Source organism: Streptomyces sp. RPA4-2 (assembly GCF_012273515.2).
GTDB classification, from domain to species: Bacteria; Actinomycetota; Actinomycetes; order Streptomycetales; family Streptomycetaceae; genus Streptomyces; species Streptomyces kaempferi.
This window is the reverse complement of the sequence record NZ_CP050975.2, coordinates 4,830,464-4,855,171: the sequence shown is the minus strand read 5'-3', so window position 1 is coordinate 4,855,171 and position 24,708 is coordinate 4,830,464. Positions and strand designations below refer to the sequence as shown.

20 protein-coding genes and 2 pseudogenes are annotated in these 24,708 nt (G+C 72.4%); 8 read left to right on the top strand and 14 right to left on the bottom strand.

Annotated features, from left to right (window positions below):
* Window positions 1-68: 68 nt before the first annotated feature.
* Complete coding sequence (locus HEP85_RS21195; protein WP_211118239.1) at window positions 69-1,292, top strand: phosphotransferase; 1,224 nt, start codon at window positions 69-71, stop codon at window positions 1,290-1,292.
* A gap of 148 nt (window positions 1,293-1,440) precedes the next feature.
* Here HEP85_RS21195 and HEP85_RS21190 read toward each other — a convergent pair whose 3' ends face one another.
* Window positions 1,441-3,000, bottom strand: coding sequence for a protein kinase (locus HEP85_RS21190; protein WP_168529128.1), 1,560 nt, complete (start codon window positions 2,998-3,000; stop codon window positions 1,441-1,443).
* Between the two features lie 388 nt (window positions 3,001-3,388).
* Here HEP85_RS21190 and HEP85_RS21185 point away from each other — a divergent pair.
* A pseudogene (locus tag HEP85_RS21185) lies at window positions 3,389-5,017 on the top strand (protein kinase).
* Between the two features lie 163 nt (window positions 5,018-5,180).
* On the opposite strand, the gene HEP85_RS21180 reads toward HEP85_RS21185, so the two are convergent.
* Window positions 5,181-5,723 (bottom strand): bacterial proteasome activator family protein, encoded by a 543-nt coding sequence (locus HEP85_RS21180; protein ID WP_168529127.1) that lies wholly within the window; start codon window positions 5,721-5,723, stop codon window positions 5,181-5,183.
* Window positions 5,724-5,954: 231 nt separating this feature from the next.
* Here HEP85_RS21180 and HEP85_RS21175 point away from each other — a divergent pair, with 231 nt between their 5' ends.
* On the top strand, window positions 5,955-6,287 hold the full coding sequence (locus HEP85_RS21175) for a hypothetical protein (RefSeq protein ID WP_369657793.1): 333 nt from the start codon (window positions 5,955-5,957) through the stop codon (window positions 6,285-6,287).
* A gap of 37 nt (window positions 6,288-6,324) precedes the next feature.
* Entirely contained in the window at window positions 6,325-6,639 is a 315-nt protein-coding gene (locus tag HEP85_RS21170; protein WP_329289147.1) for a hypothetical protein, read from the top strand.
* A gap of 84 nt (window positions 6,640-6,723) precedes the next feature.
* Here the strand turns inward: HEP85_RS21170 and HEP85_RS21165 are convergent, their stop codons facing one another.
* Window positions 6,724-7,704 (bottom strand): NAD(P)H-quinone oxidoreductase, encoded by a 981-nt coding sequence (locus HEP85_RS21165; protein WP_168529125.1) that lies wholly within the window; start codon window positions 7,702-7,704, stop codon window positions 6,724-6,726.
* A 10-nt stretch (window positions 7,705-7,714) separates the two neighbouring features.
* A pseudogene (locus HEP85_RS21160) lies at window positions 7,715-8,395 on the bottom strand (TrkA family potassium uptake protein); the annotation flags it as partial.
* A gap of 318 nt (window positions 8,396-8,713) precedes the next feature.
* Between HEP85_RS21160 and HEP85_RS21155 the strand changes: the two are divergent.
* Complete coding sequence (locus HEP85_RS21155) at window positions 8,714-9,823, top strand: TrkA family potassium uptake protein (RefSeq protein ID WP_168529124.1); 1,110 nt, start codon at window positions 8,714-8,716, stop codon at window positions 9,821-9,823.
* Window positions 9,824-10,015: 192 nt separating this feature from the next.
* The gene (locus tag HEP85_RS21150; RefSeq protein ID WP_168529123.1) at window positions 10,016-10,630 is read left to right on the top strand and encodes a hypothetical protein; all 615 of its coding nucleotides are present in this window, start codon (window positions 10,016-10,018) and stop codon (window positions 10,628-10,630) included.
* 173 nt (window positions 10,631-10,803) lie between these two features.
* On the opposite strand, the gene HEP85_RS21145 is transcribed toward HEP85_RS21150, so the two are convergent.
* Genes HEP85_RS21145 through pdhA form a run of 5 tightly spaced genes read right to left on the bottom strand, consistent with a single transcriptional unit; the run spans window position 10,804 to window position 16,891 of the window.
* A complete protein-coding gene (locus HEP85_RS21145) occupies window positions 10,804-12,240 on the bottom strand; it encodes a molybdopterin molybdotransferase MoeA (protein WP_168529122.1) in 1,437 nt (478 codons plus the stop codon).
* Entirely contained in the window at window positions 12,240-13,238 is a 999-nt protein-coding gene (locus HEP85_RS21140; RefSeq protein WP_369657792.1) for an NTP transferase domain-containing protein, read from the bottom strand. Before HEP85_RS21140 ends, HEP85_RS21145 begins: the two co-directional genes overlap by 1 nt.
* A 25-nt stretch (window positions 13,239-13,263) precedes the next feature.
* Window positions 13,264-14,724 carry a dihydrolipoamide acetyltransferase family protein gene (locus tag HEP85_RS21135; RefSeq protein ID WP_168529121.1) on the bottom strand — a complete coding sequence of 487 codons (1,461 nt, stop codon included), beginning with the start codon at window positions 14,722-14,724 and terminating at the stop codon, window positions 13,264-13,266.
* Window positions 14,724-15,728: an alpha-ketoacid dehydrogenase subunit beta gene (locus tag HEP85_RS21130; RefSeq protein WP_168529120.1), complete on the bottom strand. Its 1,005-nt coding sequence runs from the start codon at window positions 15,726-15,728 to the stop codon at window positions 14,724-14,726. The genes HEP85_RS21135 and HEP85_RS21130 overlap by 1 nt, the downstream gene beginning before the upstream one ends.
* Window positions 15,725-16,891 carry a pyruvate dehydrogenase (acetyl-transferring) E1 component subunit alpha gene (pdhA, locus tag HEP85_RS21125; protein WP_168529119.1) on the bottom strand — a complete coding sequence of 389 codons (1,167 nt, stop codon included), beginning with the start codon at window positions 16,889-16,891 and terminating at the stop codon, window positions 15,725-15,727. Before pdhA ends, HEP85_RS21130 begins: the two co-directional genes overlap by 4 nt.
* Window positions 16,892-17,065: 174 nt before the next feature.
* On the opposite strand from pdhA, the gene HEP85_RS21120 reads away from it, so the two are divergent.
* Window positions 17,066-17,566, top strand: a complete 501-nt coding sequence (locus HEP85_RS21120; protein ID WP_211118035.1) for an Lrp/AsnC family transcriptional regulator — start codon at window positions 17,066-17,068, stop codon at window positions 17,564-17,566.
* 2 nt (window positions 17,567-17,568) lie between these two features.
* Here HEP85_RS21120 and HEP85_RS21115 read toward each other — a convergent pair whose 3' ends face one another.
* Entirely contained in the window at window positions 17,569-18,159 is a 591-nt protein-coding gene (locus HEP85_RS21115; RefSeq protein ID WP_168529118.1) for a TetR/AcrR family transcriptional regulator, read from the bottom strand.
* The gene (locus HEP85_RS21110; protein WP_168529117.1) at window positions 18,156-19,670 is read right to left on the bottom strand and encodes a 3-hydroxyacyl-CoA dehydrogenase; all 1,515 of its coding nucleotides are present in this window, start codon (window positions 19,668-19,670) and stop codon (window positions 18,156-18,158) included. The genes HEP85_RS21115 and HEP85_RS21110 overlap by 4 nt, the downstream gene beginning before the upstream one ends.
* A 148-nt stretch (window positions 19,671-19,818) precedes the next feature.
* Between HEP85_RS21110 and paaN the strand changes: the two genes are divergently transcribed.
* Entirely contained in the window at window positions 19,819-21,525 is a 1,707-nt protein-coding gene (gene paaN, locus HEP85_RS21105; RefSeq protein WP_168529116.1) for a phenylacetic acid degradation protein PaaN, read from the top strand.
* On the opposite strand, the gene HEP85_RS21100 is transcribed toward paaN, so the two are convergent.
* Genes HEP85_RS21100 through HEP85_RS21090 form a run of 3 tightly spaced genes read right to left on the bottom strand, consistent with a single transcriptional unit; the run spans window position 21,522 to window position 24,660 of the window.
* On the bottom strand, window positions 21,522-22,295 hold the full coding sequence (locus HEP85_RS21100; protein ID WP_329294940.1) for a TrmH family RNA methyltransferase: 774 nt from the start codon (window positions 22,293-22,295) through the stop codon (window positions 21,522-21,524). The two genes, paaN and HEP85_RS21100, sit on opposite strands and share 4 nt — an antisense overlap.
* Window positions 22,296-22,339: 44 nt before the next feature.
* Window positions 22,340-23,569, bottom strand: coding sequence for an HTTM domain-containing protein (locus HEP85_RS21095; protein ID WP_168529115.1), 1,230 nt, complete (start codon window positions 23,567-23,569; stop codon window positions 22,340-22,342).
* On the bottom strand, window positions 23,566-24,660 hold the full coding sequence (locus HEP85_RS21090) for a DUF5819 family protein (RefSeq protein ID WP_168529114.1): 1,095 nt from the start codon (window positions 24,658-24,660) through the stop codon (window positions 23,566-23,568). Before HEP85_RS21090 ends, HEP85_RS21095 begins: the two co-directional genes overlap by 4 nt.
* Window positions 24,661-24,708: the final 48 nt, after the last annotated feature.

The following is a 24,708-nucleotide window of genomic DNA, read 5'->3' as shown; positions in this document are numbered from 1 at the left end:
ACGCAGGTCAGGGGCGTATACGGTGCCCTAGCATCTGGCGCGTGCCGCGCTCATCCGTACCCATTCCTGTGATTCACGCGCCCCCTCTGGGCGCCCTCCTCCGCCAGTACGCCGCCGGGTCCGCGCTGACCTGCGACCCCGTCGAACAGGGGCTGCTCAACCGCGGCTACCGGCTGCGCACCACACACGGCCGCTATTTCCTCAAGCACCATTTCGACCCCGAGACGGCCGACCCCGCCGCGATCGCCCGCCAGCACCGGGCGACCCAGCGTCTCGCGGATCTCGGCGTTCCCGTCGCCCCGCCGCTGGCCGGCACGGACGGGCGCACGGTCGCCGTCGTCGGGGGCCACGCGTACGCGCTGCACCCCTGGATCGACGGCAGGCACCGGCACGGCGGTCAGCTCACCACGGCGCAGTGCGCCCGGCTGGGGGCCCTCCTCGGGGTCGTCCACGCGAGTCTGGAACGGGTGATGGAGCGGGTGATGGCGACACAGGGACGCGCCCCGGCGAAACCGCCCGCCGACGCCACGCCCGGCCAGGACCAAGGCCAGGACCAAGGCCAGGCACTGAAGGGAACGGCCGACGACATGGCCGGGACGCCGGAGGGGACGCCGGACAGGGGCCAGGGGGCACAGGACAGGGTCCAGGTGTCGCCGGAGGGCGCGGCGGGCGCCGGTCCCACCGGGAACACCGGAGCCCGCGCCCATGAGGGCACCGACCCGGCCCGGGGTGCCGACCCCGCCGACACCTTCGCGCTCATCGACCGCCTGCTCGCCAGGGTGCGCAGCCACCGCCCGCCGGACGCCTTCGACGAACTGGCCCGGCACCGGCTCCTGGAACGGCGCGCCCTCCTGGAGAAGCACGCCGACCGGCGGCCTCCGCAGGGCGGCTCGGTGGGCTGGGTGCACGGCGACTTCCACCCGTTCAACCTGCTCTACCGCGACGGCGAACCGGCCGCGATCGTCGACTGGGACCGGCTGGGCGTCCACCCCCGCGCCGAGGAGGCCGTACGCGCCGCGATGATCTTCTTCGTACGCCCCGTCGGCGCGCTCGACCTGGCCAAGGTGCGGGCCTACGCGCGCGCGTACCGGCGCGCGGCGGGCGCGGGGCCCGCCGAACTGGCGGCCGCCGTGCACCGCGTGTGGTGGGAGCGTCTCAACGACTTCTGGATGCTGCGCTGGCACTACGAGCGCGGTGACACCCGTGCCGACCCCCAGTTCCCGGCGGCCTCGGCGCTGGCGGTGTGGTGGACACGGGAGTACGACGCGGTGTGCGAGGCGTTCACGGGCTGATCCGCGGCCGGGTGGTGCCCCGGGAAAAGGCCGGGAGACGGCCAGGACACCCCGCGAGGGCCCTCCAGAGGCCCGGAGACGCCCACGCGCGCGTGGCGCCCGTTTCCGGGCCTCACGCGCGCGTGGAGGGCGTTTCGGTCGGATCCCCTCAAGGATTCGCGGTGTCGCCCTGGGTGTCGCCGCCGTCTCCGGTGGGGTCCGGAGACACCGGCGCGTCGCTGCTCGGCTCGTTCGACGGTTGCGAGGGCGTCGACTTCGTCGGGGTGTCCGAGGGCTCGTCGGACGGCTCGTCCGAGGGCCGGCTGCTGTAGCTCTCCGACGGGGTGTCCGACGGCGTGTAGTGCGAACCCGGGTCCGAGCCCGTGCCGTTGTCCGTGGAACTGTCCGTCGAGGTGTCCGTGGAGTCGTCGCTCGGGCTCGCGCTGGTCTCGTCGCCCTTGTCGGACGGCGTGACCGTGGGCGACTGGGTCGTACCGGTGCCGCCGCTGCCGCCGCCACCGGTGTTGTTGACCGCGAGCGCGACACCCGCGGCGATCGCGATCACCGCGAGCACCGCGAGGATCCACAGCTTGCCGCGGCCGCCGCCCCCGTTGCCGTGCCCCTCGAAGCCGCCGTCGTCCCCGCCGCCGTACGGCGGGATGATCGGCGCCGGGATCTGCGTGGTGCCGGAGTCGCCCGGGTGCGGCAGCGCGGTCGTGCCCGCGAAGCCCGCCGCCGGAGTGTGCAGGCCCTCGTGCACGGTGACCGGCCCGGTGTTCCAGGTGCCGGTGTGTCCGCCCTGGTCGTACAGCATCTGCAGGCCGTACTGGACGAGCCCGCGCATCTCCTCGGCGGTCTGGAACCGGTCGTCCGGCTCCTTCGCGAGCGAGCGCATGACCAGCCCGTCGAGCTCCGGCGGCGCCGCCGCCGCGACCTCGGACGGAGGGACCGGGATGTCCTGGACGTGCTGGTAGACCACCGACAACGGCGTCTCACCGGTGAACGGGGGCCGCAGCGCGAGAAGTTCGTAGAGCAGGCAGCCGGTCGCGTACAGGTCGGAGCGGTGGTCGACGGCCTTGCCGAGCGCCTGCTCCGGGGAGAGGTACTGCGGCGTGCCCATGACCATGCCGGTCTGGGTCATCGTCGACTGCGCGCCGTGCAGGGCGCGCGCGATGCCGAAGTCCATCACCTTCACGGCACCGGTCTGCGTGATGATCACGTTCGCCGGCTTGATGTCGCGGTGCACGATGCCGTGCTGGTGCGAGTAGGCCAGCGCCTCCAGCACACCCGAGACGATGATCAGCGCCTGCTCGGGCCCGGGGGCCTCGGCGTTGATGAGCAGGTCACGGATGGTGCGGCCCTCGACCAGCTCCATCACGATGTACGGGACGACCCCGTGCCCGACCACGTCCTCGCCGGAGTCGTACACGGCGACGACGGCGTGGTGGTTGAGTCCGGCCACCGACTGGGCCTCGCGCGTGAAGCGGGCCTTCGAGACGGGGTCCTCGGCCAGGTCCGAGCGGAGCAGTTTGACCGCGACGGTGCGCCCGAGGCGCACGTCCTCGGCCGCGAACACCTCGGCCATGCCGCCCCGGCCTAGTCTGTGGGTCAACCGATACCGGCCATCCCCCACAAGTCCGCCGTTACCCCACATCTCCGGCGCATCTGACATACCGCCGCCAGTCGCCTCGGGGTCGGACGGGCCCTGAGCGCGCTGCTGCTGTGCCATCAGTCCTCGCCGTCGTTTCTGCCCGCGGTCTGCGCGGTGGTTGTTACGGTCTCCGTCGAGCCACGCTACAGGCTCGGCGCGGGGTGCCGGTCCGAGATGGGATCGAGATGGACCGGTCATCCAACCCGCCCCGGGTACCCGCGCGCAAATCCTGTGTACCGCCCGTACGGCACCTGTAACGCTTCCGCGACGCTTCTTTCGCGTACGGTCACGGAACGGGCACCGAGCTTGACGTGTCACCGCCCTCGGGCAGACTTGGCCGGGAATCAGCCAATCGATCACCGGAGCACCGGTGATCACAGTCGATCGATTCGATCACAGTCAATCGATCACGGACCGCGGGAGCAACCAGCCGACGCTGCCGCCGTGCCGATGGGGGACGCAGAACATGAGCCAGGACGGCGCACAGGGCCGGTACGCGGGGCGCGCGGTCGCCGGCGGCCGCTACCAGCTGCGCGATCTGCTCGGCGAGGGCGGCATGGCCTCGGTGCATCTCGCGTACGACTCGGTGCTCGACCGCCAGGTGGCGATCAAGACACTGCACACGGAGCTCGGCCGTGAGCAGGCCTTCCGCGAGCGTTTCCGCCGCGAGGCCCAGTCGGTGGCCAAGCTCACGCACACGAACATCGTCTCGGTCTTCGACACCGGCGAGGACAACCTCAACGGCATGACGACGCCGTACATCGTCATGGAGTACATCGAGGGCAAGCCGCTCGGCTCGGTCCTCGACGCGGACATCCAGCAGTACGGCGCCATGCCCGCCGACAAGGCCCTGAAGATCACCGCGGACGTGCTGGCCGCCCTGGAGATCAGCCACGAGATGGGCCTGGTCCACCGGGACATCAAGCCGGGCAACGTCATGATGACCAAGCGCAACGTCGTCAAGGTCATGGACTTCGGCATCGCCCGCGCCATGCAGTCCGGCGTCACCTCCATGACGCAGACCGGCATGGTCGTCGGCACCCCGCAGTACCTCTCTCCCGAGCAGGCGCTCGGCAGGGGCGTGGACGCCCGCTCCGACCTGTACTCGGTCGGCATCATGCTGTTCCAACTGGTCACCGGGCGGCTGCCGTTCGAGGCGGACTCACCGCTGGCCATCGCGTACGCGCACGTCCAGGAGGAGCCGGTCGCGCCCTCCTCGGTCAACCGCTCGCTGCCGCCGGCCGTGGACGCGCTGATCGCTCGGGCGCTGAAGAAGAACCCGAACGAGCGTTTCCCGAGCGCCGAGGCGATGCGCGACGAGTGCCTGCGCGTGGCCCAGTCGCTCCAGGCCGTCCCGCCGAGCATCATCCCCGGCGCCAGGACGTCGAGCGGCGCGGGTGTGGGCGCCGCCGTCTTCCCGCCGGTCGACCAGTCGTCGATGCCGACACCGGGTCCCGTGCAGACCCCGTACCAGCCGGGCCCCTACGGCGCGCCGACCCCGCCCCCACGGCCTCCCCGGCGTACGGCTATCCCCAGCAGGGCGGCTACCAGCTCTACCCCGCAGACCACGCCGTACGCCCCGCAGCACGGTGTGCCGACCCCGCCGCCGTACAACCTCGCGCCCCAGCACGTGACGTCCGCCCCGGGGGGCCGCAGGAGCAACAAGGGGGTCGTCATCGGGTCGATCGTCGTCGCGATCGTCGCGGTCGGCGGCCTGATCACCGCCCTCTCGATGAACGGCGGCGGCAGCGACGACAAGGGAGGCGACGGCGGCACGAGCACGTCGCCGTCCGTGGTGGCGAGCCATCGGGGTCCGGACACGTCGAAGACGATCGACACGGAGAAGTGCACCGATCCGCAGGAGTCGTACGACGACCCGGACAAGATCCAGGTTCCGGACTTCACCTACCGGTACATCAAGTCGGTCAAGTCCTGCTTCCAGGCCGCGGGCTGGCGGATGAACCAGACGCCCGTCGACGAGAACACGTACGGCGAGGGCACGGTCATGGAGCAGTTCCCCACCGCCGGGACGGACGTCGACCCGAAGGACATGCCCGAGATCGAGCTGAAGGTCTCGACCGGCGACCCGTCCTGAACGGCCGGTGACGACCGGTCCCCGCCGATCGGTGCCACCCGTGGCCGACGACGGGTGGCCACCCGCTCGGCGGCCGGAAGCAGGAAACGGGCCCGGCACGTTCGTGCCGGGCCCGCCGTGTCCGTGCCGTCGCCCGATTCCCGCCCCGCGGTGCCGCCGGGACCTACAGGTACGGGCCGCCCGAGCGGCCGCCCGTGCGCGGATCCTCGTCACCTTCCATACCGCCGACGCCCGGCGGAAGCGCACGGCGCATCTGCTCCAGCTGTGCCCTGGCCGCCATCTGCTGCGCGAACAGGGTCGTCTGGATTCCGTGGAAGAGACCTTCGAGCCAGCCCACCAGCTGCGCCTGCGCGATCCGCAGCTCGGCGTCGCTGGGGGTCGCGTCGTGGGTGAAGGGCAGTGAGAGCCGTTCCAGTTCCTCGACCAGTTCGGGTGCCAGACCGTCCTCCAGCTCCTTCACGGAGCTGGCGTGGATCTCCTTGAGCCGGACCCGGCTCGCCTCGTCCAGGGGCGCGGCGCGCACCTCTTCGAGAAGTTGCTTGATCATGCTCCCGATGCGCATGACCTTGGCTGGCTGTTCGACCATCTCTGTCACCGGGACCTCACGGGAGTCCTCGTCACCGGTGCCACCGAGAGCCATTCCGTCCTGGCCCACGACCAGGATCTGGGGGTTCTCCGGCGACCTTTCGTTCCTCGGCATCTCCATGCCGCCATTGTCTCGCACCCCTCCACCTCATCACGGTGGCGCCCCCCGCACAGAGTGATCCACTCGGCCGGTCACCGTCGAGATGCCGGGAAGAGGGCGTCATGTGAGGCTTGCCCCAATGATCATGGGACTCCTCTACCGGGAGGGGGTCACCGGCGTGACTCCATGGCTCGGCCCACCCCGCGGGCTGATATTGCTGCTGATTCTGGCGACCAGCGTGGCATCCCCGTTATGGGCCGCCTCGTACGCGGCCGCGTCCTCCGCGTCACCGGCCACCTCGCCGCCCGTTTCATCGTCCGCTTCTCCCTCCGCGTCTCCGTCCCGCCGGCCGACGTCCGCACCGTCCCGCCCGCCGACGTCCGCACCGTCCCATGGGCCGATGTCCGCACCGTCCCGCCGGCCGACCGCCTCACCGCCCCGCTCGCCATCCGCCCCACCGTCGCGCTCGCCCTCGCGCTCGCCATCCGTCCCGGCCGCCGCCTCGGCCCTCGGATCAGCCCCCGGATCGGCGGCCGCCAAAGCGCCGTCCGTCGCGGAGGCCGCCGGGCCCACACCGGCCGCTGAGGAGTCCCGCGCGGGAAGCGACGCGGGAGCCGGCCGGGTGCGGCCGGGACGCGAGGAGAGGAACCAGCGGGAGGGTGAGAACGACGAGGACACTGCGCCGACGTACACCGACCGGGACCCCGTCCAGGAGGGCACCGGATCCGACACCCCGCAGGACGGCGTGGGCGGGACGGGGGACGTCACCACCGGGCCGCCGCCGAACGCGGCCGTCCCCGCCGAGCAGCACGTCGTCGGCCCCGGCACCGCACCGGCACAGCCGAGGCTCCGGATCCTGCCCCTGGGCGGCGGTCTGATCCTCATCGGCCTGGGGCTGGGGATGGCCTTCCTCGCCCTGCGCCTGCGGCGCGGCTGAGCGGGCCGCCCGGTCGCGCCGGCCGCCCACCCGCCACAACCACCGTCGCCGAGCCCCGTGAGGGCGGGCGACGGTGGGCACGCGTCAGGGAGCGATGAGCAGCACCTTGCCGATGTGACCGCTCTCCTCCAGGATCCGGTGCGCCGCGGCGGCCTCGCTCATCGGCAGCTCGCGGTCGACCACCGGGCGCACATGACCGGAGTCGATCAACGGCCACACGTGCTCGCGTACGGCCGCGACGATCGCCGCCTTCTCACCGAGCGGACGGGCGCGCAGCGAGGTCGCGCTGACGGCGGCCCGCTTGGTGAGGAGCGCGCCGATGTTCAGCTCGCCCTTGGCACCGCCCTGCAGACCGATGATCGCGAGCCGTCCGTTGACGGCGAGGGCCCGCACGTTGCGGTCGAGGTACTTGGCGCCCATGTTGTCGAGGATGACGTCGGCGCCCGCCCCGTCCGTGGCCCGCTCGATCTCCTCCACGAAGTCCTGCTCGCGGTAGTTGATCAGGATGTCCGCGCCGAGCTCGGCGCAGAAGTCGAGTTTCTCCTTGGTGCCCGCCGTGACAGCGACCTTCGCGCCCACGGCCTTGGCGAGCTGGATCCCCATGGTGCCGATGCCGCTGGAACCGCCGTGCACGAGCAGGGTCTCGCCCGGACGCAGGTGCGAGATCATGAAGACGTTCGACCAGACGGTGCAGGCCACCTCGGGCAGCGCCGCCGCCTGCTTGAGGTCCACGCCCTCGGGCACGGGCAGCAGCTGTCCGGCCGGGACGACGACCTTCCCGGCGTACCCACCGCCCGCGAGCAGCGCGCACACCTCGTCACCGACGGCCCATCCCGAGACACCGGGCCCGGTCTCGACGATGCGTCCCGCGCATTCGAGGCCGGGGTAGGGGGACGCTCCGGGCGGCGGGGCGTAGAAGCCCTGCCGCTGCATCAGGTCGGCACGGTTGACCGCGCTCGCCACCACCTCGACGAGAACTTCGCCCTCGCCGGGCACGGGGTCCGGGACCTCGTCCCACACCAGCGCCTCGGGCCCACCAGGTTCAGGAATCGTGATCGCGTACATGAGGGCGACGCTACTCCTGCGGGAGGGAACGGGTGCCCGGCGCCACCGGTGGACGCGGAGCGACCCGCACGATCGTGATGAGCCGGTCGGTCAGCTGGAGCGTCCCGACGGCCGGATCGTCGTAGCCCAGCACGCGATGCCCCCGTACGACGCTCACCACCAGGTCGTCAATCTCGCGTACGCCCTTGCCCACCTCGGCCTTTATGACCGGACGTTCGACGATCTCGAGCCCGCTGCCCTGCTGGATGAGGTCCTCCATGACCAGGCCCGCGCTGGGGCTGAGCACGGAGAGTCCGAGGAGCCGTCCCGCCGCGCTGGCGCTGGTGATGACGGCGTCGGCGCCCGACTGCCGCAGCAGCGGCGCGTTCTCCTCCTCCCGCACCGCGGCGACGATCTTCGCCTGGCGGTTGAGCTGCCGGGCGGTCAGCGTGACCAGCACGGCCGTGTCGTCGCGCTGGGTCGCGATGATGATCTGCCGCGCCCTCTGGACCTCGGCCCGCATCAGCACGTCGCTGCGGGTCGCGTCCCCGACGACCCCCGTGTACCCGTCGGCCGTCGCCGCGTCGATCGCCTCGGAGCTGGGGTCGACGACCACGACCTGTTCCTTCCTCAGCCCCGTGGCACAGACGGTCTGCACCGCCGACCGCCCCTTGGTCCCGAAGCCGACAACAACCGTGTGGTCCCTCAAGGCCCGCCCCCTCCAGCAGTCTTCCGAACGCACCCCATGAACCTGGCGACGGTGCCGACGGTACTGCCAACGGGTACGACGCCACTGCCGACAGGACGGCGAGCCCGCGTTCCTCCAGAGGGCGCCCCGCTCGTCTTCCGGCGGCTCCCGTCGCGGTCGTACGCGCGGTCGGGGTCGAGGACCGCCCGGGGTCGGGGGCGCGGTCGCGGTCCTGCCAGGGGAGCGGCGTGCCGGATTCCGCGGACCGCGTGCCGGGGGACGTTCGTCCGGGACCATGGTCACCGTGCTGACCGACCGGATCAACGCCACAGGGGGCAAGCCATGAGCCACGAGAAGCAGCCTTTCCCCAGACCCGAGAGGTTCTCGATCCTCCGATCCCTCTGGTACCGGTCGCGGGGCGAGGCCATGGAGGACGCCGAAGCCGGACGCTCCATCACCATGCCTGCCGAGAGGGCGCTGCCGCCGCTCCAGCAGGTTCTACGGCGACTGGCCATGGCGCTGTTGGTGCTGGCCGTGACGACGCTTCTCGTCTGGGTCGACCGTGACGGCTACAACGACAACGCGGACGGCCGCGTCGACTTCCTGGACGCCGCGTACTACGCCACCGTCACCCTCTCGACCACCGGGTACGGCGACATCACCCCGGTGAGCGACGCCGCCCGGCTCACCAACATCCTCGTCATCACGCCGCTGCGCGTGCTGTTCCTGATCATCCTGGTCGGCACCACGCTCGAGGTCCTCACGGAACGCACCCGCCAACAGGTGCGCGTCCACCGGTGGCGTTCGCGCATGCGGGATCACGTCGTGGTCGTCGGATACGGCACCAAGGGGAGGCACGCCGTCGAGTCGCTGCTGGGCCAGGGGACGGCGAAGGACCACATCGTCGTCGTCGATCCGCAGCGCAAGGCGGTCGAGGCCGCCGGCAACGACGGGCTCGTGGCCGTGCTCGGGGACGCGACACGCACCGACACCCTTCGCAAGGCCGAGTTGCAGACGGCCGCACGCGTCATCGTCGCCCCGCAGCGCGACGACACCGCGGCACTGGTCACGCTCACCGCGCGCCAGCTCAACAAGCGGGCGACTCTCGTCGTCGCGGTCCGGGAGGACGAGAACGTCCCCCTGATCAGGCAGAGCGGCGCGGACACCGTGGTCACGAGTTCCAGCTCGGCCGGCCGTCTCCTCGGCGTGTCCGTGGCCAGCCCGCACGCGGCCGACACCCTGGAGGACCTGATGACCCACGGCAGCGGACTCGATCTCGTCGAACGCGCGGTGGCCGAGGACGAGGTGGGCCGCTCTCCGCGCGAGTGCTCCGATCTCGTCGTCGCCGTCGTACGGCGCAAGAGGGTGTTGGACTACACCGACCCGGAGGCCGCGGCCCTTCAGTTCGGAGACCGGGTGATCAGCATCAGGCAGGGCCTTCCGAGCAGTTGACCGGCCGGGACACGCTGACGACACACCAGATACCCCTCTGCGTCGTGGTATGCGGTGCGTTCTGCTTTTGCACCCGTCCGGTCCCCCGACATCACACGTTGGACATGCCCGATATGACAGCTATTCGAGGCATTAGTACGTTCAACGCAGGTCGGCTGTCCGGCCGACATCTCCGAGGCAGAGAGAAGTCCCATGCCCACGCGTACTTTCGCCGTGGCCGCCGCCGTAGGCGCAGCGGCCTTCGCCACCACCGGCATCACCTACGCCTCGCCCGCCGAGTCCACGCAGGCCGCCCCGTCCGTCCAGCGGGCGGTCTCCACCGTCCAGAAGGCGGCGCCACCCGTCCAGAAGGCGGCCCCGTCCGCCAAGAAGGCCGTCCCCGCCACGCCTCCCCTCGATGGCGGCACCGCGAGCAGGAACAAGGGCGAGGGGGGCGAGGGCGGCGATCGCGAAGGTGGTGACCGCGGAGGCCGCGGCTCGGACCACGAGGGGCCCGGGTACATCTACTTCAACGAGCGGACGTACTCCGGCTCCATCGAGGGCTGCATCGCCGCCGCCAGCGGGCTGGGCGCCAACAGCTTCAGCATCTACAACGACAGCCGCAGGACCGTCGAGGTCTACCGCGGGTTCAACTGCAACGGCGGCTCCCCGGTCGCCACCGTCGGCCCCCACGGTGCCACCCACGGCGTCGTGACCAGTCCCGTCAACGGGGACGCGTTCGGGACCGACGCACTGATCGCCGGTGCCATGTTCGGTGACGACGGCGTCGTGGGCAGCTTCCGGGTGATCCGCGACGACGAGTGGTGACAGGCCGCCGGTTCGGCCGCCGGTCCAACCGCCGCCCCTCCCGGACGGTCCGAGCACGGTCCGGACGTTTCACGTGAAACACGCCCCGATCCCCCTCACTGCCCGGGGCATGAGCCGACACCGGCCGGCGCCCTGACTTCATGCGGAGCAGGTACCGCCGCCGCGCCCTGACTTCATGCGGAGCAGGTACCACCGCCGGCCAACGCCCAGGGCAGATCAAGGAGTTCCAGCTCTTGCCCCGGGCGGGCGCCACCGGGCGGAACGACCGCGAGGGCATCGGCGGCGGCGATGCCGCGCAACATGGCCGGACCGTTGTAGCGCAGCGGAACCGCCTGGTCGCCGTGCAGGGTGACGGGGATGAGCCGGGTGTCATAGGGGTGCCCGTGCACACCGTCCCTGACGGGCAGCGTGTACGGCTCCGGTGCCACCCGCCCCGCCAGGACGCGCAGCAGCGGCTCGGCGAGTGTGAGCAGGCCGGAGATGGCCGCCAGGGGGTTGCCGGGCAGGCCGACGAGATGCTGGTTCTCCTTGGTGCGGGCCAGCAGCATGGGGTGGCCGGGGCGCACCTTGACCCCGTCGACGAGAAGAGGGGCGCCTAGACGGCTCAGGGTGGGATGGACGTGGTCGAGGGGGCCCGCGGCGGTGCCGCCGGTCGTGACGATCAGGTCGGCGCCGGAGCCGGTGATCGCCTTGTGCAGGGCTTTGGCGTCGTCGCCCAGTCTGCGCACGGCCACGACGTCGGCGCCGAGCGCGCGCAGCCAGGGCGGCAGCATCGGGCCGAGCGCGTCCCGGATCAGGCCCTCCTGGGGGAGTCCCTTGGTGAGCAACTCGTCACCGAGGACCAGGACTTCGACGCATGCGCGGGGGATGACGGCGAGGGTGTCGTATCCGGCGGCCGCGGCGAGGCCGAGCACGGCGGGAGTCACCAGCGCGCCGGTGGGCAGAAGCTGGTCGCCACTGCGGCATTCCTGGCCGCGCGGCCGGATGTCCTGCCCGTGCACGACCGAGGGCGTCCCTCCGGGCCGCCCGGAGCCGAGGTCTCCGGGGAGGGTCGCGTGCAGCCGCCCCTTGTCGTCGATGCGTCCGTGTTCGCTGCGCAGGACGGCGGTGGCGTCCCGCGGGACGCGTGCGCCGGTGGCGATCCGCACCGCCTCGCCGTCGGTGAGGTGCTCCGGCTTCGCGTGGCCCGCGAGGACGCCCTCCTCGCGGACGTCCCAGGGGCCGGGTCCGGCCACCGCCCAGCCGTCCATCGCGGAGGTGTCGAAGGAGGGCAGGTCCGTGAGCGCCGTGAGCGGCGCGGCGGTCACCAGGCCCAGGGCGGCGTCCAGGGGGACGGAGACGGGAGCGCGGCGCGGCAGTGCACGGGCGGCCCGTTCGGCGGTGGTGCGGGCGCCGGGCCAGGGGGTGGCCTGGTGCTGTCCGCCGTGCTCGCTCCGCGCGGTGTGCGGGGGGATCGTTGTCTCGGGCGCGGACGCGGGTGTGCGGGCCGCGGCGTCGCCGTGGCCTCGCCCGGGGTCCGCCGAGCGTCGGGGGTCCTTGACCAAGGCCAGGGCCTCCTCCACGTCGAATTCGTCGGTGTCCCGGCCGACGCGGGCGCCCGGCGAGGTCATCAGGCGTCCGGGGCGGCGTCGGAACCGGGTTCGGCACCGGAAGGCGTGGGGGCGTGGGAGCCGGGTTCGGCGCCGGACCCTGGGCCGGGTACGACGCCGGGGGTGTCCCCGGGGGTGTCCTCGTCGGCCCAGCGCAGCGCCAGCGCCCCGGCCTTGCGGGCGGCCTCGGCCACGGCCTCGGGGCCTCCACCGGCCCGCGCGGCCGCGTACCCCACGAGGAACGTGGTCAGCGGTGCCGCGGGCCGCGCCACTCCGTGCGCGGCGTCGCGGGCCAGGTCGAGCAGGACGCCGGTGTCGACGTCCAGGTCGATGCCCAGTTCGTTCTTGACTGCGGAAATCCATTCATCCAACACGTGCCCATGCTCCCTGATACGTGCCCGAGCGGCGGCGATGTCGTCCCAGGTGTCGCAGTCGAAGGACGCGACGGGGTCGGAGATGCGGGTGAGATCCAGCGCGGCGGTGAGCCGTCGCAGCGGCAGGCCGGTGAGTCCGCCGTGCGCGGCGGCGAGCGCGGCCAGTTCCCGGCGCAGGGCCCCCGCGCGGTACGCGGCCACGAGCGGCTGGTCGCGGCCGTCGGGGTCGCTGAGCAGTACGCCCTCGGGGTGCCCCGGGCCGCGCGGGCCGTCGCTCCCCCGCAGGGTGTCCAGCAGACGTCCCACCGTCCCCTCGTCCAGGAACGGCAGGTCGGCGGAGAGCACCACGACGTCCTCCGCCGACGTGCGGCGCAGTCCGGCGTCGAGCGCGGCCAGCGGTCCCCCGCCGGGCGGCTCCTCGCGCGCCCACCGCACGGGGCGCACGGTGGTTCTGGGCTCGGCCACGACCACCGTGGTGGTGGCCGTGGCACAGGCGGCGAGCACCCGGTCGAGCAGGGGGCGCCCGCCCACCCGCACCCCGGGTTTGTCCGCGCCGCCCAGCCGCCGGGCCGCACCGCCCGCGAGCACGACAGCGTCGTACGGGGCGGCGGCGCCGGGGGCGCCCGGTGGCTCGTACGCGGTCATTCCCCGAGTATGCGGGCCGCGGCGATCACAGGGAACGCAGGAGCACCGCCGGCTGTTCGACGCAGTCCGCCACGTACCGAAGGAAGCCGCCCGCCGTGCCGCCGTCGCACACTCGGTGGTCGAAGGTCAGCGAGAGCTGGACGACCTGTCGCACCGCCAGCTCGCCCTGGTGCACCCAGGGTTTGGGGATGATCCTGCCGACGCCGAGCATGGCCGCCTCGGGGTGGTTGATGATCGGTGTGGAGCCGTCGACGCCGAACACCCCGTAGTTGTTCAACGTGAAGGTGCCGCCCGTGAGGTCGCCGGGGGTCAGGGTCCCCGTCCGTGCGGCCTCGGTCAGCCGGGCGAACTCGGCGCTCAGCGACTGCGCGTCACGGGTGTGCGCGTCCCGGACGACGGGGACGACGAGGCCGCGTTCGGTCTGTGCCGCGAATCCGAGGTGGACGTGGCCGAGCCGGACGATCTCGCGCGCTTCCATGTCGACGGTCGAGTTGAGCTCAGGGTGGCGGGCCAGCGCGGCGGTGCAGATCCGGGCCAGCAGCGCGAGCAGGGAGATCTTCGGACCGCCGGCGGCGTTCATCGCCGCGCGGGCGGCGAGGAGTTCGGTCGCGTCGGCGTCCACCCAGCAGGTCGCGTCGGGGATCTCGTGCCGGCTGCGGGAGAGCTTGTCGGCGACGGCGCCGCGGATGCCGCGCAGGGGGACCCTGGTGCCGTCCGCCGCCGCGGCGGGGGTGGTTCCGGGCGTGCGGGGGACCGCGAGGGTCTCCGGCTGCCGGGTGATGCCCTCGGCCGAGCGCGACGCGTGCTCCACGTCCGCCCGCAGGATCAGTCCGTCGGGGCCGGAGCCCGTCAGCTCCCTCAGGTCCAGGCCGTTCTCCCGGGCGATCCTGCGCACCAGCGGGGAGATGACGGGGACCGGACCGGTCGCCCGTGCCCCCGCGTTCCCGCGCCCTCGCGCGTCCGTCGGTCCCCGCCCGTCCGTCAGTCCCCGCGCGTCCGTGCGATCCGGCGCCGCCGTCCGGGCGCCGGAGCCCCGGCCCGTGCCGAGCGGTCCGGACGTACCGTCCGCTCCGCGGGCCGCGGCCGTGGAGCCGCCGTTCGACAGGGCTCCCCCGGCGGGCCGGACGGGCGCGACCGGGCTGGTCCGCACCCTCCTGCGCCGCGCCGGAGGCGCCCCCGTGCCGTAGCCCACGAGCACATTGCCGGACCCTTCGTCCGCGCCACCGGAGGCGGGCGCGTCGCCGCCGACCGCGACCGTCAGCAGGGGGGATCCGACCGGCAGTTCCGTGCCCTCCTCGCCGAAGCGGGCCGTGACCACGCCCCCGTAGGGACACGGGACCTCGACCATCGCCTTGGCGGTCTCGACCTCCACGACGGGCTGGTCGACGGCGACGACGTCACCGACCTCCACGAGCCAGCGGACGATCTCCGCCTCCGTGAGGCCCTCTCCGAGGTCGGGAAGCTTGAACTCCAGAACCTGGGCCATCAGTTGCCCGCCTCCCACTGCAGACGCGCCACGGCGTCCAGGATCCGGTCGACGCCGGGCAGATGGTGCCGCTCCAGCATCGGCGGCGGATAGGGGATGTCGAACCCGGCCACGCGCAGCACCGGCGCCTCCAGGTGGTGGAAACAGCGCTCGCTCACGCGGGCCGCTATCTCTCCGCCGGGGCCGCCGTAACCACCCGACTCGTGCACGACGACCGCGCGGCCGGTCCGCCGCACCGACGCCGCCACCGTCTCGTCGTCGAAGGGGACGAGGGAGCGCAGATCGACGACCTCGAGGTCCCAGCCCTCGGCCCGCGCGGCCTCGGCGGCCTCCAGGCAGACGGGCACGGACGGCCCGTAGGTGATGAGCGTGGCGCTGCGGCCGGGCCGGCGCACCACCGCACGGCCTATCGGCTCCACGGACTGCGGCTCGTCGGGGTTCCAGGAGTCCTTCGACCAGTACAGCCGCTTGGGCTCCAGGAAGACGACCGGATCGTCGGAGGCGATGGAGGCGCGCAGCAGCCCGTAGGCGTCGGCGACCGTAGCGGGCGTGACGACATGAAGCCCCGGAGTCGCCATGTAGTACGCCTCGGAGGAGTCGCTGTGGTGCTCGACGCCGCCGATTCCGCCGCCGTACGGGACACGGATGGTCAGGGGCAGCGGCATGGCGCCGCGGGTGCGGTTGCGCATCCGCGCCACGTGCGAGATCAGCTGCTCGAAGGCCGGGTAGGCGAAGGCGTCGAACTGCATCTCCACGACCGGCCGCAGCCCGTACATCGCCATGCCGACGGCCGTGCCGAGGATGCCCGCCTCGGCGAGCGGGGTGTCCGTGCAGCGGTCCTCGCCGAACTCCTTGGCGAGCCCGTCGGTGACGCGGAAGACCCCGCCGAGGGTGCCGACGTCCTCGCCCATGACGTGGACGCTCGGGTCGGCGGCCATGGCGTCGCGCAGCGCGCGGGTGAGGGCCTGCGCCATGGTGGCGGGTTTGAGGGCGACGGTGGTCATCGGCCCCTGCCTTCCGACTCGGATCCGGCGGCGGAGTCCGGCTCGGCCTCGGCCGCCAGCTCCGCACGCAACTGCGCTTCCTGTTCGCGCAGTTGCGGTGTGGGCTCGGCATACACATGGGCGAACAGGTCCATGGGGTCGAGCACCGGGTCCTGGTTCATCCGGGCGCGCAGGTCCGCGGCCATCGTCTCGGCGGCCTCACGGGCGGCCTGTATGCCCTCCTCGTCGAGGAGACCGCGCTCGGTCAGCTCCTGCTCCAGGAGCACGATCGGGTCGTGCGCGCGCCAGGTCTCGACCTCGGAGTCGCCGCGGTAGCGGGTGGCGTCGTCGGCGTTCGTATGGGCCTCGATGCGGTACGTCACGGCCTCGACGAGCGTCGGGCCGCCGCCCGCGCGCGCGTGGCGCACGGCGTCGCTCAGGACCTCGTGCACGGCCGCCGCGTCGTTCCCGTCGACCAGGCGCCCGGGCATTCCGTAGCCGACGGCCTTGTGGGCCAGCGACGGAGCCGCGGTCTGCTTGTCGAGCGGGACGGAGATGGCGAAGCCGTTGTTCTGGACGAGGAAGACGACCGGGGCCTGCCACACGGCGGCGAAGTTCAGCGCCTCGTGGAAGTCGCCCTCGCTGGTGCCGCCGTCGCCCACCAGGGCGAGCGCGACCACGTCGTCACCCTTGAGCCGGGCGGCGTGCGCGAGGCCCACCGCGTGCGGGAGCTGGGTGGCGAGCGGGGTGCACAGGGGGGCGATGCGGTGCTCGCGGGGGTCGTACCCGGTGTGCCAGTCGCCGCGCAGGAGGGTCAGGGCCTGGACGGGGTCGAGGCCGCGGGCGACGGCGGCGAGGGTGTCGCGGTAGCTGGGGAAGAGCCAGTCGCGCTCCTCCAGGACGAGCGCGGCGGCGACCTCACAGGCCTCCTGGCCCGTGCTGGAGGGGTAGACCGCGAGGCGGCCCTGCTTGGTGAGAGCCGTGGCCTGCGTGTTGTAGCGGCGGCCTCGCACCAGCTCCGTGTACAGACGGCGCAGCAGATCCGGGTCGACCTGTGCGGCCGCTTCGGTGCCGAGGACGCGATGGGGCAGCGCGTCGGGCAGCAGCGGCGCGGGGTCGGTGCGGGGCTGCCAGGCGGGCGGCGGCGTGGGCCGGTAAGCACCTCGCTGCTCCATGACCGTCATGACGGCACCTCCTCGTGGGAGCGGCTCGGGACGCATCACGGTTGTGATGCGCCTCACCTACCGATTGTTCGGTCGTCGGCACATTTTGGCTACAGGCACCTGCAGGCTGTGGACAAACGGTTCTGCACAGCCTGAGATGGACGCAGTACGTCCATGGTAGGGAGGCGGGGGGACATGGCACCTGAACAAATGGCCGAGCCGCCGGCGGCCGGCGCCGTCGCGCCGCCCGCCCGTCCGCTCGACGCGATCGACCAGGACATCCTGCAGATGCTCCAGGCGGACGGCCGCGCCTCCATACGTTCCGTGGCCGAACGGGTCCACGTGTCACGCGCGAATGCCTACGCGCGGATCAACCGCCTCATCGAGGACGGCGTGATCCGCGGCTTCGGGGCGCGCGTCGACCACGAACGCGCCGGACAGGGCACCTCCGCGTACATCACCCTCAAGATCGTGCAGAACTCCTGGCGCACGGTGCGCGAGCAGTTGCGGGTGCTCCCCGGGGCGTCCCACATCGCGCTGGTGGGCGGTGATTTCGACGTGCTGCTGCTGGTCCACACGCCTGACAACAGGGCGCTGCGCGAGCTGGTCCTCACCCGGCTCCAGGCGATCCCGGAGGTGCTCAGCACGCGGACGCTGCTGGTGTTCGAGGAGGAGGACCTGGAACCGGAGGGCTGAGATCAGCTCTCGGCCCTGAGTCCCCCGAAGACCACCTGTACGACCGCGTCGGCCACCTCACGCTCGCCCATGCCCCGCGCGTCCGGCCGGTACCACTCCACGATCGAGTTGATCATCCCGAAGACGAGCCGGGTCGCGAGCCGGACCTCCACGTCGCTGCGCACGTCCCCGTCGGCCGCCGCGTCCTTCAGGAGCTCCGCCACCCGGTGGTCGAAGTCGCGGCGCCGCTCCAGGGCCCACCGCTCGGTGACCGTGTTGCCGCGCACACGCAGCAGCAGGGTCACGTACGGCAGCTCGGCGGTGAGCACCTCGACCATCCGCCGTACGACGTACTCCAGGCGCTCCACGGCGCGCCCCACGCACGCGTGCTCCTCGTCGAGGATCTCGAAGAGGCCGTCGAGAGCGCGGCTGACGGCTCGCCGCAGCAGTTCCTCCTTGCCCGCGACATGGTGGTAGATCGACGACTTGGAGATGCCGGCCGCCTTGGAGAGGTGCTCCATGGAGGTGCCGTCGTAGCCGCGCTCGTTGAAGACCTGGACGGCGACGGAGAGCAGGGTCTCCGGGGTGTACGTGTCGCGCTTGGCGGTGGTCATGAGGTGCCCTCCCGCTTCTCGGTGGCGTGCCCGTGGCGGTACAGCGCGAGCGAGGGGGCGTAGCGGCCGGAGGGCTCGCGCAGGTGCAGCTCCTCCAGGAGGTCGTGCGCCCAGGTCCTGCCGAGCCTGCGGCACCACTCGAAGGGCCCCAGGGGGTAGTTGACGCCCAGGCGCATCGCGGTGTCGACGTCCTCCTCGGTGGCCACTCCCTTCGCGACGGCGTCGTGCGCCAGGTCGACGATGCGGGCCACGGTCCGGGCGACGATCATGCCGGGGGCGTCCCCGATGACGCTGACGTCCTTGCCCAGCGCCTGGAAGAGGCCGATGGCCTCCGCGACCGTCTGGGGCGCGGTGTCCTGCGAGGCGGACAGGGCGATGCGGGTGGCCCTGCGGTAGTCCAGCGCCAGGTCGAAGTAGACGACGTCGCGGAACTCGATCGAGGTCTGGCCGTCGGCCAGGACCAGCTGGCCGCCGCTGGGCAGCAGCAGGCGGGTGCCGTGGTCCTCCTCGTCCTCGCGGACCTGGATGCCCGCCTCGCGGATCAGGGCGGGCAGCTCGGAGGCCGGTCCGAGGTCGCCCTCGACAACGACGTGGGCGGGCGGCTGCGCCTTCTCGGCGGTGTGCGGCTCGGGGCGTTCGGCGTCGTCCCCGTAGTCGTACCAGCCGTGTCCGGTCTTGCGGCCGTGCCGGCCGGACTCGACGAGCCGCCGCTGCGCGAGCGAGGGGGTGAAGCGCAGGTCCTGGAAGAAGGCCTGCCACACGGAGTGCGTGACGGACTCGTTGACGTCCTGGCCGATCAGATCGGTGAGCTCGAAGGCGCCCATCCTGAAGCCGCCGGACTCGCGCAGGACCGCGTCGATGGTGGCGGGATCGGCGGCCTGCGACTCGTACACCGCGAAGGCCTCGGCGTAGAAGGGCCGCGCGATGCGGTTGACGATGAAGCCGGGGGTGTCGGCGCAGGCGACCGGGGTCTTCCCCCAGGCGCGTGCCGTCTCGTACGCGCGCGTGGCCGACGAGAAGTCGGTCGCATACCCGGAGACGACCTCCACGAGGGGCAGCAGCGGCGCGGGGTTGAAGAAGTGCAGTCCGACCAGGCGGCCGGGGTTGCGCAGGGCGCCCCCGATGGCGGTGACGGACAGGGACGAGGTGTTGGTGGCGAGCAGGCAGTCGTCCTCGACGATGTCCTCGAGATCGCGGAACAGCTTCTGCTTGACGTCGAGTTGTTCGAGGACCGCCTCGACGACGAGCACGCAGTCCGCCAGCTCGTCGAGGCTCCGCGCGGGTCGCAGCCGCTCGCGCGCGGCGTCCCGGTCGGCACCGCTGAACCGGCCCTTCTCGACCAGCCGGTCGAGGCGCGCGCCGATCGCTTCGGCCGCCGCGTCGGCACGGCCCGCGAGGGTGTCGTAGAGCCGCACGGGGTGGCCCGCGACCAGCGCGACCTGGGCGATGCCCTGGCCCATGGTGCCGGTGCCGACGACGGCCACGGGGCTGTTGAGGTCGAGTGCTGTCATGCTCGCGATCCTCCCGCACGGGGTTTTCCACAGATGCGGCGGACCCCCTTGTCCCGACCGATCGTTCGGTTACTCTAACTCTGACTGTCCGTTCCTGCCCAGCTCGCGAGCGCGATGAAGCGCTCCTGAGACGAGGAGTTGGTCCCCGATGGCCGCCGAACTCACCGCGCACCAGTTGATCGCCCAGCACCGGCCCACGCTCGACCAGGCGCTGGAGGCGATCCGCACACGCGCGTACTGGTCCCCGCATCCCGAACACCCCAAGGCCTACGGCGAGAACGGCAGTCTGGGCATGGCCGAGGGCAAGGCCGCCTTCGACGCCGTCCTCGGCACCCGCGTCGACCTCGGCCAGCCGGGCACCGACGACTGGGTGGGCGGCGAGGTCTCGCCGTACGGCATCGCGCTGGACGTCACCTACCCGCACGCGGACATCGACGTGCTGCTGCCCGCCATGCGGACCGGTCAGCGCGCCTGGCGCGACGCGGGCGCGGAGACACGCGCGGTGGTCTGTCTGGAGATCCTCAAGCGGATCGCCGACCGGACGCACGAATTCGCGCACGCCGTGATGCACACCAGCGGCCAGGCCTTCATGATGGCGTTCCAGGCGGGCGGCCCGCACGCACAGGACCGTGGACTGGAAGCGGTGGCGTACGCGTACGCGGAGCAGATCCGCACCCCGGACACCGCGGAGTGGACCAAGCCCCAGGGCAAGCGCGACCCGATCACGCTGACCAAGCAGTTCACCCCGGTCCCGCGCGGCATCGCGCTCGTCATCGGCTGCAACACCTTCCCCACGTGGAACGGTTATCCGGGCCTGTTCGCCTCCCTGGCCACCGGCAACGCGGTCCTGGTGAAGCCCCACCCGCGCGCGGTGCTGCCGCTCGCGCTGACCGTGCGCGTCGCGCGCGAGGTGCTCGCCGAGGCGGGCTTCGACCCGAACCTGGTGGCACTGGCCGCCGAGCGCCCCGGAGAGGGCATCGCCAAGGCCCTGGCCGTCCGCCCCGAGATCCGGATCATCGACTACACGGGCTCGACGGCGTTCGGCGACTGGCTGGAGACCCACGCCCGCCAGGCGCAGGTCTACACCGAGAAGGCCGGCGTCAACACGGTGATCGTGGAGTCGACCGCCGACTACAAGGGCATGCTGTCCAACCTCGCCTTCTCCCTGTCCCTGTACAGCGGCCAGATGTGCACGACCCCGCAGAACCTCCTCATCCCGCGGGACGGCATCCGTACGGACGAGGGCCCCAAGTCGTACGACGAGGTGGTGGCCGACCTCGCCAGGTCGGTCGGCGGACTCCTCGGGGACGACGCCCGGGCCAATGGACTGCTCGGCGCCATCGTGAACCCGGACGTGAAGGCCCGCCTCGAGGCCGCCGCCGGCCTCGGCGAGGTCGCCCTCCCCTCCCGGGAGATCAGCAACCCCGAGTTCCCCGACGCCGTCGTCCGCACGCCGGTGATCGTGAAGCTCGACGGCGCCCGCAAGTACTGGGAGGGTACGGACGACGAAGCCGCCTACATGAGCGAGTGCTTCGGCCCGGTCTCCTTCGCGGTCGCGGTCGACTCGGCGGCGGACGCCGTGGAGCTGCTGCGCCGGACCGTCCGGGACAAGGGCGCGATGACCGTCGGCGCGTACACCACCGACGAGGAGTTCGAGCAGGCCGTCCAGGAGGTCTGCCTGGAGGAGTCCGCCCAGCTCTCCCTGAACCTCACGGGCGGGGTGTACGTCAACCAGACGGCGGCCTTCTCCGACTTCCACGGCTCCGGCGGCAACCCGGCGGCGAACGCGGCCCTGTGCGACGGCGCGTTCGTGGCGAACCGTTTCCGGGTGGTCGAGGTGCGGCGCGAGGCCTAGGAACTGATCGGTGCGCCCCCCGCGGCGCTCCAGTGGAACAGCGTCATGGCCACACTGGTCGCGAGGTTGTAGCTGGAGACCTGGGGGCGCATCGGCAGCGACACCAGATGCTCGGCGCGCGCCCGCAGCTCGGGGGAGAGACCGCTGCGCTCGGAGCCGAACGCGAGCAGGGCGTCGTCCGGGAGCTTCGTCCCCCGGATGTCCTCGCCCTCCGGATCGAGGGCGAACACCGGCCCGGACGGCAGCTCCGCGACCGTCAGGCGCTCCACGGCGGTCGCGAAGTGCAGGCCCGCCCCGCCGCGCACCACCGTCGGGTGCCAGGGATCGAGGGTGCCCGTCGTGACGACCCCGGTCGCGCCGAAGCCCGCCGCGAGCCGGATCACGGCACCCGCGTTGCCGAGGTTGCGCGGCTGGTCGAGCACCACCACGGGCGCGATGCGGGGCGTGGCCGCCAGCGCCCGCAGACCGGCCTCCCGGGAGGGACGTACGGCCAGCGCGGCGACCGCCGTGGGGTGCGGGCGCGGGACCAGCGACCGGTAGGTGGCCTCCGGGACCTCCACCAGCAGGCCGTCCAGGGTGTCGCGCACGTCCGGGGCCAGCTCGTCGGCGAGGGCCAGCGCCGCCCGCCGGTCGCCGGTGACCGCCGTCAGGACCTCGGCCCGGAATCGCACCGCGTGCTTGAGGGCGTGGAAGCCGTCGAGCAGGACGGAGGCGCCGGCGAGCCGGTGCCAGGTGCCCACGGCGTCCTTCGCGCGGTCGCGGTCGTCCATGCCGTCGTGGTCGTCGGCACGGTCGTGGTCGTCAGCGGGGTCCTTCATGCGGTGAAGCCTACGTGCGGGTCCTCGGAGCCCTCCGGGGTGCGCGGGCCCCGCGCGCGCTGACCCGGCAGCTCGGGGGCGCCGCCCGGGAGCAGCCGGCCACGCGCGCGCAGCGCCAGTCCGCCGAGCCGTCGCAGGAAGGACGTCGGCAGGAACACCGAGTCGGCGGCGATCATCGCGAGCGAGAAGAACGGCAGTCCGAGGACCACGGCGATCACGGCGTGCTCGGTGATCATCGCCGCCAGCAGCACGTTCTTGACCCGCCGGTTGAACAGGGTGAAGGGGAAGGCGACCTGCACGACGACCGTCCCGTAGGTCACCAGCATCACGATCGTGCCGTGTGCGGCAAGCAGGTCGGACAGGGCCGGCCAGGGCGAGAAGTAGTCGAGGTGGAGCGGGTAGTAGACGGCCGTGCCGTCCTGCCAGCGCGAGCCCTGGATCTTGTACCAGCCCGCCGTCGCGTAGATCAGACACGCCTCGGCCATGATCACGAACAGGGCCGCGTTGTGCACCATGTTGGCGACCACGTCGAGCAGGATCCGCGGCTGCGGGGTGCGCGCGCGGCGGCCGACGGCCCACCACAGCGCCTGTGCCGCCCACAGTCCCCAGAAGACCGTCAGCCAGCCGCCGCCGAGGTGTCCCGTGACCGTCACCGCCGCCAGCAGCAGGCCGAGCCCCGTCCACAGGGCGGGGCCGACCTGGTCCGGGCCCGCCGCCCGGGAGACCTCCCCCCGCGCGCGTGCCTCCGCCGCGAGCCGTGCCCGCCGGGCGTCCAGCGACCACACCTGTCCGCAGCGCGTGCCGACCAGGTAGATCGCCATCAGGTGGATGACGTTGTCCCCGCCGTCCCCCATGAAGATGCTGCGGTTCTGCAGCGAGAGCACGCCGATCATGAACAGCACGGACATCGTGCGGGTCCGCCAGCCCATCAGCAGCAGGACGCTGGACAGCACGGCCACGGCGTAGACGATCTCGAACCACACCTGGCCGTCGGACCACATCAGGGCCGTGAAGGCGTGGTTGTCCGCGACGAGCCGCTCGGCGAGGTCCCAGCTCCAGGGGCCGTCGGGCCCGTACATCTCCTGGCGGTCGGGGAACTCGCGCAACAGGAACAGCAGCCAGGTGGCGGCGAAGCCGACGCGGATCACGGCGGCCTGGTACGGGCCCAGCGCGTTGTCGGTGACCCGGGTGATGGCGCGCGCGACGGGCGCGGCGAATCGGTTCATCGGGCGCTCGCCTCCGTCGTCCGGGCGTCCGTCAGGTCCTCCTCGGGGACCGTCCACCAGGGCAGCTCGCGCAGGACGGGCTTGTCGGACACCTGCTCATCGCTCCACTCGGGGGGCCGCACGTCGGTAGTACGGGAGCGGACCTGGACGCGTTCGACGACGGCGCCCTTGCCACCCGCCCCCTCACGGTCGAGGCGCAGCAGCACGACGCGGCGCAGATAGCGTTCGGAGAGGTTGCCGCGCAGGCCCACCGGGCGGTTCTCGTTGTCGTGCGTGCCGGCGTAGAAGTCCCAGGCCCTGCGCAGTTCGTTCTGCTGGGTGTGGCTCGGGAGCGGATTGCCGTCGATGGCCACGCCGTCGAGCGCGGACAGGTCGTACCAGCCGGTCTCGGTGGCGCCGCCGTCCGTGGCGCGTATCCGGGCACGGACCTGGACGTCGATGTTCTGCTGCAGCGGATTGGGGGCGAAGAGCTTCCAGTTCTGCTCGAACTCGGGGTAGATCCACTCGTCGATCGCCCTGCCGTGCTGCTTGGTGACCGTGTTCGAGGGCGCGACGTGCAGAAACACCATGCCGAGATGCACGCAGGCGACGACCGCGACGACGGCGAGGGCGAACGCCGCGGCGATCTGGTGGCGCAGGGAGAGCGCGGCGATGCCGGTGAGGGCGGGCGCGGGGGCGGCCACCGGGTATCCGGGAGGCGCCTCGGACGGGGGGAAGGGGCGTGCGACAGCCGTCCCGGCGTGAGGAGTCGCGACGTGGGGGGTCTCCGCGTGAGCAGTCGCGGCGTGAGGCATCCCCGCGCGAGGGGTGCCGGGGTGGGGCGTCCCCGCGCGAGGTGTCTCCTCGTGCGGGGTGCCGGAGTGAGGTGTCTCCGCGTGGGACGTCCCGGCGTGAGGCGTCTCGATGGCAGGGCCCCCCGGCGCGGGCTCATGGGCCGCGGCCCCCCGGCCGCCCGACTCCGGCGCGGCCGCGGCGCTGGACGCGTCATCGGGCACGGCACCGGCGGAGACGGGGCCCTCACGCAGGGGGCCGCCGGGGCCGTCCGGCCCGTGTCGGGCGTTCGAGCCCTCGTCGTACGCGTCCGCGTCCATTCCGCCCCGATTCCGATCCCGGTCCGATTCCCGCCGCCGGGCACGCGG

Excerpts from the sequence above, each read along its gene's own strand:
- HEP85_RS21190 (WP_168529128.1), bottom strand. The coding sequence starts at position 3,000 with ATGGCACAGCAGCAGCGCGCTCAGGGCCCGTCCGACCCCGAGGCGACT.
- HEP85_RS21175 (WP_369657793.1), top strand. The coding sequence starts at position 5,955 with ATGGGCCGCCTCGTACGCGGCCGCGTCCTCCGCGTCACCGGCCACCTC.
- HEP85_RS21135 (WP_168529121.1), bottom strand. The coding sequence starts at position 14,724 with ATGGCCCAGGTTCTGGAGTTCAAGCTTCCCGACCTCGGAGAGGGCCTC.
- HEP85_RS21130 (WP_168529120.1), bottom strand. The coding sequence starts at position 15,728 with ATGACCACCGTCGCCCTCAAACCCGCCACCATGGCGCAGGCCCTCACC.
- HEP85_RS21095 (WP_168529115.1), bottom strand. The coding sequence starts at position 23,569 with ATGAACCGATTCGCCGCGCCCGTCGCGCGCGCCATCACCCGGGTCACC.
- HEP85_RS21145 (WP_168529122.1), bottom strand. The coding sequence starts at position 12,240 with ATGACCTCGCCGGGCGCCCGCGTCGGCCGGGACACCGACGAATTCGAC.
- HEP85_RS21150 (WP_168529123.1), top strand. The coding sequence starts at position 10,016 with ATGCCCACGCGTACTTTCGCCGTGGCCGCCGCCGTAGGCGCAGCGGCC.
- HEP85_RS21180 (WP_168529127.1), bottom strand. The coding sequence starts at position 5,723 with ATGGAGATGCCGAGGAACGAAAGGTCGCCGGAGAACCCCCAGATCCTG.
- HEP85_RS21140 (WP_369657792.1), bottom strand. The coding sequence starts at position 13,238 with ATGACCGCGTACGAGCCACCGGGCGCCCCCGGCGCCGCCGCCCCGTAC.
- HEP85_RS21100 (WP_329294940.1), bottom strand. The coding sequence starts at position 22,295 with ATGGACGACCGCGACCGCGCGAAGGACGCCGTGGGCACCTGGCACCGG.
- paaN (WP_168529116.1), top strand. The coding sequence starts at position 19,819 with ATGGCCGCCGAACTCACCGCGCACCAGTTGATCGCCCAGCACCGGCCC.
- HEP85_RS21165 (WP_168529125.1), bottom strand. The coding sequence starts at position 7,704 with ATGTACGCGATCACGATTCCTGAACCTGGTGGGCCCGAGGCGCTGGTG.
- pdhA (WP_168529119.1), bottom strand. The coding sequence starts at position 16,891 with ATGACGGTCATGGAGCAGCGAGGTGCTTACCGGCCCACGCCGCCGCCC.
- HEP85_RS21090 (WP_168529114.1), bottom strand. The coding sequence starts at position 24,660 with ATGGACGCGGACGCGTACGACGAGGGCTCGAACGCCCGACACGGGCCG.
- HEP85_RS21155 (WP_168529124.1), top strand. The coding sequence starts at position 8,714 with ATGAGCCACGAGAAGCAGCCTTTCCCCAGACCCGAGAGGTTCTCGATC.
- HEP85_RS21110 (WP_168529117.1), bottom strand. The coding sequence starts at position 19,670 with ATGACAGCACTCGACCTCAACAGCCCCGTGGCCGTCGTCGGCACCGGC.
- HEP85_RS21115 (WP_168529118.1), bottom strand. The coding sequence starts at position 18,159 with ATGACCACCGCCAAGCGCGACACGTACACCCCGGAGACCCTGCTCTCC.
- HEP85_RS21120 (WP_211118035.1), top strand. The coding sequence starts at position 17,066 with ATGGCACCTGAACAAATGGCCGAGCCGCCGGCGGCCGGCGCCGTCGCG.